The sequence below is a fragment of the bacterium genome (assembly GCA_030655055.1).
In the GTDB taxonomy this organism is placed as follows: domain Bacteria; phylum Edwardsbacteria; class AC1; order AC1; family EtOH8; genus UBA5202.
Genome location: JAURWH010000170.1, coordinates 1 through 5369, shown reverse-complemented (window position 1 = coordinate 5369; position 5369 = coordinate 1). Strand labels below are relative to the sequence as shown.

General features: G+C 55.5%; 6 protein-coding genes. All 6 read left to right on the top strand.

From position 1 onward, the window contains the following. The first annotated feature begins 451 nt into the window (after positions 1 to 451). Entirely contained in the window at positions 452 to 829 is a 378-nt protein-coding gene (locus Q7U71_08140; protein MDO9391727.1) for a hypothetical protein, read from the top strand. Between the two features lie 30 nt (positions 830 to 859). After that, a complete protein-coding gene (locus tag Q7U71_08135; protein MDO9391726.1) occupies positions 860 to 1210 on the top strand; it encodes a V-type ATPase subunit subunit G family protein in 351 nt (116 codons plus the stop codon). Positions 1211 to 1214: 4 nt separating this feature from the next. Then, positions 1215 to 3107 (top strand): V-type ATPase 116kDa subunit family protein, encoded by a 1893-nt coding sequence (locus Q7U71_08130; protein MDO9391725.1) that lies wholly within the window; start codon positions 1215 to 1217, stop codon positions 3105 to 3107. A 138-nt stretch (positions 3108 to 3245) separates the two neighbouring features. Continuing rightward, positions 3246 to 3458 carry an ATPase gene (locus Q7U71_08125; GenBank protein MDO9391724.1) on the top strand — a complete coding sequence of 71 codons (213 nt, stop codon included), beginning with the start codon at positions 3246 to 3248 and terminating at the stop codon, positions 3456 to 3458. A gap of 280 nt (positions 3459 to 3738) precedes the next feature. Continuing rightward, a complete protein-coding gene (locus tag Q7U71_08120) occupies positions 3739 to 4311 on the top strand; it encodes a V-type ATP synthase subunit E (protein ID MDO9391723.1) in 573 nt (190 codons plus the stop codon). Positions 4312 to 4315: 4 nt separating this feature from the next. Then, positions 4316 to 5353 (top strand): V-type ATPase subunit, encoded by a 1038-nt coding sequence (locus Q7U71_08115; GenBank protein ID MDO9391722.1) that lies wholly within the window; start codon positions 4316 to 4318, stop codon positions 5351 to 5353. Positions 5354 to 5369 lie beyond the last annotated feature (16 nt).

The window sequence follows — 5369 nt, the reverse complement described above, 5'->3', positions numbered from 1 at the left end:
AAGTTTGATATTTTCTCTTTTGGTATGTAGTGATACTTCAATCAGCCCGAGAAACAGTATGATCAGCAGGTGCCAACCCCGGTTGTCGCGTTAAAACGATCAGTGAGCATCGCAGTTGGTGGCGGAAAAAGCTTGTCTGGCCTGTTTGAGGGCTTGGCCAAAGCCCGAGTTCAGACAAGCCCGCCAGCAACGAGAAGCGCAACGCCCGGAGAGTTTTAAGCGACGAGCTTTTTCTTTTGGTTCTTTTCTTGTTGGCGGTACAAAAAGAAAAGAACATAACCCTATTAAATCCACGTTTTGAGCCAAATCCACTATATTCTTTCTACTTTTCCTGATCAAGTTAGAGCATCATTTCATGTAAATCCTGTCAAAAAGTACCCGTATTCTCCTACCTGAACATACGGCAAAGTTCAGACGGATAATTCCCAAAACAAAGCATTGAGGTGATACTATGGAATCAGCCAGCAGCAATTACGAAAAACTCTTGAAGGAACTTACCGATCTCATCCCCGGAGCGGTCTCGGCCAGCCTGACCGGGACCGACGGGATCGGAATTGCTTTTTATAACATCGATCCGGCCTTCGATCCCACCCTGGCCGACGCCGAGTTTGCCACCATGCTGGCCACCGCCAACCGGGCGGCCCAGAGCCTGGCGGTGGGCGACATCTCCGAGCTGATATTCTCCACCCAAAAGATCACCATCATGCTCAAGATGGTGGGGACCGACTTTTATCTGGAGGTGGGCCTTCAGGCCGGAATGGGGAACATCGGCATGGCCCGGTTGCAGATGCGCAGGGCATCCGAGGCCTTCATCAAGGTGCTGTATTAATTTCTTAAGCAAATATTTGGAGTTTTAAAATTGTCAAACCACGAACACAATGGTCCCGATCAGGCGGGACAGGTGATAGAAAGCATCGCCCAAAGGGAGCAGGAGCTTCAGGTCCTGTTGAACGGCGCCCATACCGAGGCCGAGCGGATATTGAATGAAGCCCGGACCCAGGCCGATCAGCTTTTGAAAACAACCCAACAGGAGCTTTTGCAGCAGGCCGAAAAGCAGAAAAAGACCAGCGGGGACAAGGCTCAGGAGATCAGGGACCGGCTGCTGGCCCAGGCCGGAAAGGATGCCGCCGCTTTGGAGCAAAAAGCCCTGGCCAACCGCCAGAAAGCCGTGGAGACGATAGTACAGCAGATTCTGCCGGAGGAGCAATAACAGCATGATCGTGGCAATGGCCAAAGCTCTGGTGATAGGACCCAAGGCTCTTCAGCCCCGGGTCATCAAAACATTGCAGACCATGGGCCGGGTTCATCTTTCCGGGCTTAATTGGAACGAGCACCATCTAAAGCCCTACGACCTGAGCCCGGAACAGCTGGCCCGCAAACAGTGGCTGGAACAGGTGGGTTCGGATATCGACCAGACCCTGGCCCTGCTGGGCTTCCGGGGCAAACCGGCCGGGGTGGCAACACCGGACTGGCCGAAACTGCCGGAGCTGATCTCCGGGTTCCAGCAAAAGGCCAAGGAACTGGCCCGGGAGAAAATGGAGCTGGAGGACGAGCTGTCGCTGGTGGAAAGCTACCGCGAAGCCTACCAGGCCCTGGCCCCGCTGATGTCCAAACTGGAAAAAAGCCGCAAGGTCAGGGCCTTTGGATTCATCCTCAAAGTCAGCGACGTCAAGGTTGTAAAAGCGCTGGCCCTGCAGTTGGGCAAGCTCACCTCCGGCAGGTCGGAGGTTTACAGCCATCCCCTGAACGACGGCCGGACCGCGGCCCTGGCGGCCTATCACGCATCAGACACCGACAAGATAAAGGGTTTCTTCTCCAAGGCCGGGATCAGCGAGCTGAAGTTACCCTCATCCCTGGAGGCCCGGCCCATGACCGAGGTGGTGGCCCTGCTCAAGCAAAAGGCCTCGGCCCTGCCTAAAAGACTGGAAGAGATCGGACGGGAGCTGGCTGAATTGTCAAGTTCGTCAGGTCCCGTTTTGCTGGGGTACAAGGCGCTGATGGCCGACGAGCTGGCCCGCTTCGGGGCCTCGGCCCAGACCGGCCAGGGAAGCTTGACCTTCGTGCTGCAGGGATACCTGCCGCAGGGCCAGGTGGAGGACTTAAAAGCCCTGCTCCGGAAAGAGTACCGGGACCAGGTCTCGGTGCAGATAGTGGAGATAGACCAGCACCAGGCGGAAAAGGTTCCGGTGATCCTCAATAACCGCAGTCTGATAAAGCCCTTTGAACTTCTGCTTTCCATCTTCAACCCGCCCCGGTATGGAACGGTGGATCCCACGCCCTTCATCGCCTTTTTCTTCCCGTTGTTCTTCGGTTTCATAGTCGGCGACATCGGATACGGGATATTAATGCTGGCGGCCTCGGTCATGGTGATGATCAAATTAAAGCATAATGTTCTGGCCAGATCACTGGCTACCATTTTCATGTTTTGCGCCGTATGGACAACCATCTTCGGCGTTGTTTTCGGGGAGCTGTTCGGTGATTTCGGCGAGCATATGCACTGGATCAAGCCGATGGCCGAAACCCTGAACCGGCTGAGCAGCGAGTCCATCATGACCCTTTTCAAGATAGCCCTGATGATCGGCGTGGTCCAGGTCTATGTAGGGTTCGGCATCATGCTTTACATCGGCATCAAGCACCGCAACCTGCACCACATCCTGGAGCCGCTGGCCTTTGCCCTGGGAGTCATCGGCGTTTTCGGAGTATTCTTCACCATGATGATAAAAATGCTTCCGGCAGCCTTCATGTGGCCGTCAATAATCCTGACCGGAGCCAGCGCGGTGACTTTGGGCATCCTGGCCGGGGTGGCCGGACCCATCGAGATATTCGGGGCGGTGGGAAACATCCTGTCCTACGCCCGTCTTTTTGCCATCGGGCTCTCGGCGGCCTATCTGGCCTATGCCGCCAACCTGATCGGCCGGACCATCGGCGGCGTGACCGGTTTTCTGGTGGCGGCCCTGGTGGTGCACCCGCTGTTCTTCGCTTTGGGACTGATCAGCCCCATCATGCAGCCCTTCCGTCTTCAGGTGGTGGAGTTCCTGACCAAATTCAAATACCACGATTATCCAGGCAAACAATACAAACCATTAAAAACAACAGGAGGTAAGTAAATGCGGAAACTTTTGGTCATGCTACTGTTAACCCTGATCCTGGTGCCCCTGGCTTCAATTGCCCTGGCGCAGGACCACAGCGCCGCCCCGGCCCCGGCCACCGATGCCCAGCCGGCCGCCCCGGCCAACAACAACAGCGTGGTGATCTGGAAGGCCCTGGGAGCTGCACTGGCCATAGGCATCTCGGCCTTTGCCACCGCCTGGGCCCAGAGCCGGATCGGTTCGGCCGCGGCCGGAGCCATGGCTGAGAAGCCCGAGATCGGCGGCGTGATGATCGTGCTGGAGGCCCTGCCCGAGACCATCATCATCCTGGGATTCGTGATCGCCATCATGATAGTGGGGATGAAGTAATAAGTTCTGATATTTGTTTGACAGGCGCCGCCCTAAGCAGCGCCTGTCAAACAGCACCTTTTTAAAACCAGACAACCGGCCCTTAACTTCGCAAACAATGCAATTATTAACCAGGTCACTTAATTTGAAACATGGCACTCTAAGAAAAACGAATTTATTTTATAAGGAAGCCAGGAAAGCAGGAATCAATCCTGGTTCCCACAGTTTAGTATTCATGGCTTCCTAATAAAAAATGGTAATTATTTATTGATCTCATTAATAATTTTAATATATAAGCTTTATGGAATCCGAACTTTTAAAACTGATAGAGACCGAGGCCCAGGCCGAACAGCAGAGGATCCTGGATTCCGCCCGGCAGGGCGCCAGTGACATTCTGGACAAATCCCGGGCCCAGGCCGCCCAAATGAAGGAGGCCCAGCAGGCCCTGCTGACCGCCGAAGACAACAGCGCCCTGCTGAAGGCCCAAAGCGCCGCCCATCTGGAGGCTTCGGCCCTGGTGCTTTCGGCCAAGGACCGGATGATCAGCGGCATCTTTGCCGAAGCGGCCCGGCAGCTGAATTCGCTGAGCGGAGCCCCGTTGAAAAAAGCGCTCAGGAACCTGATGGCCGAGGCCTGTTCCCAGTTCGGGCCCGGGATGGTGGTGACCGTCAAGAAAGAGGACCTGGCGCTGGCCCAGCAGATAGCCAAGGAACTGAAGCTGGACGCCAGGCTGGAAGTCGACCCCTCGGTCAGGGACGGTGTGATCGTCTCCAGTCCCGACAAGACATCGGTGGTGCTGAACCGCTTCGCCGACCGGATGGCCCGGGCCAAGCCGGCTTTAACCTCGTCGTTAGCGCAAATATTGTGGGGTTGATATAATGCCTTCGGATTACGGTTACATAAACGCCAGGATCAGGGGACAGCACAGCCGTCTGATGAAACAGGGGGCCTATGAAGAACTGCTGGCTTTGCCGGGGTTCCTGCCCATGGAAAAATGGATGGAATCCAGCCCTTATTCCCGGCAGTGGCAGCTGGCCCGGGCCCGTTACCAGGGGCTGGAGGCTTTGGAGTGGTCGCTGGAGAAGAACTTCTGCCAGACCACCGAACTTCTCCTGAAGATCGCCGAAGGCCGGCCGCATCACCTGATCGCCATCATCTTAAGGCGCTGGGACCTTTCCAACCTGATAGCGGTGGCCCGGGGGATACACGGCGGCTGGAGCTCGGCCGAGATCCTGAAAAGCGTCCTGCCGGCCGGCAGCATCAGCGAAGTGAAACTGCAGGAACTGGCCAGCCAGCCCGATCTGGCCGGACTGGCCGACACTCTTTACACCTGGGGGGATGATTTTTACCAGCCCTTTAAGCAAGCGCTGGAGGAGTATCAAAAGGAAAAGGACCTGGCTCCGGTGGAACTGGAGTTGTACAAATACTATTATTCCCAGGTCTTTAAAAAACTGCCGCTCTGGGGCGGCGATTCAGACTCCCTGAAAGGACTTTTCCAAAGGGAGATCGACATTTTAAACGTCAAGGCGTTAAAAAGGCTTAAAGAAAAAAAAGATTTGAAGCCGGAGTCGATCCCGGAATATTTCATCCCCGGGGGTACTCTGCTGTCCAGGGAAACTTTCATCAGGTTTTTCGACCGGAAGGAGGGGCCCAAGGTGCTGGCCTCGCTTAAATGGTCGCCATATTACGGCTATCTGTCCGGCAAGGGCAGCGATCAGAGAACGGAAGAGAACCTGGAACAGGAGCATTTCAGGGAATTGTCAAAACTTTACCAGGGCAACCCGCTGGGGATAGACCTGGTGCTGGGCTTCCTTTGGCAGAAGTATTACGAGGTCATCAACCTGCGGCTGGTGGCCCGGGGCAAGTTCTACGGCATCAGCGGCGACCAGATCCGGGACCAGTTGCTGCTGTGGTAATCATCCATAAGAAGGA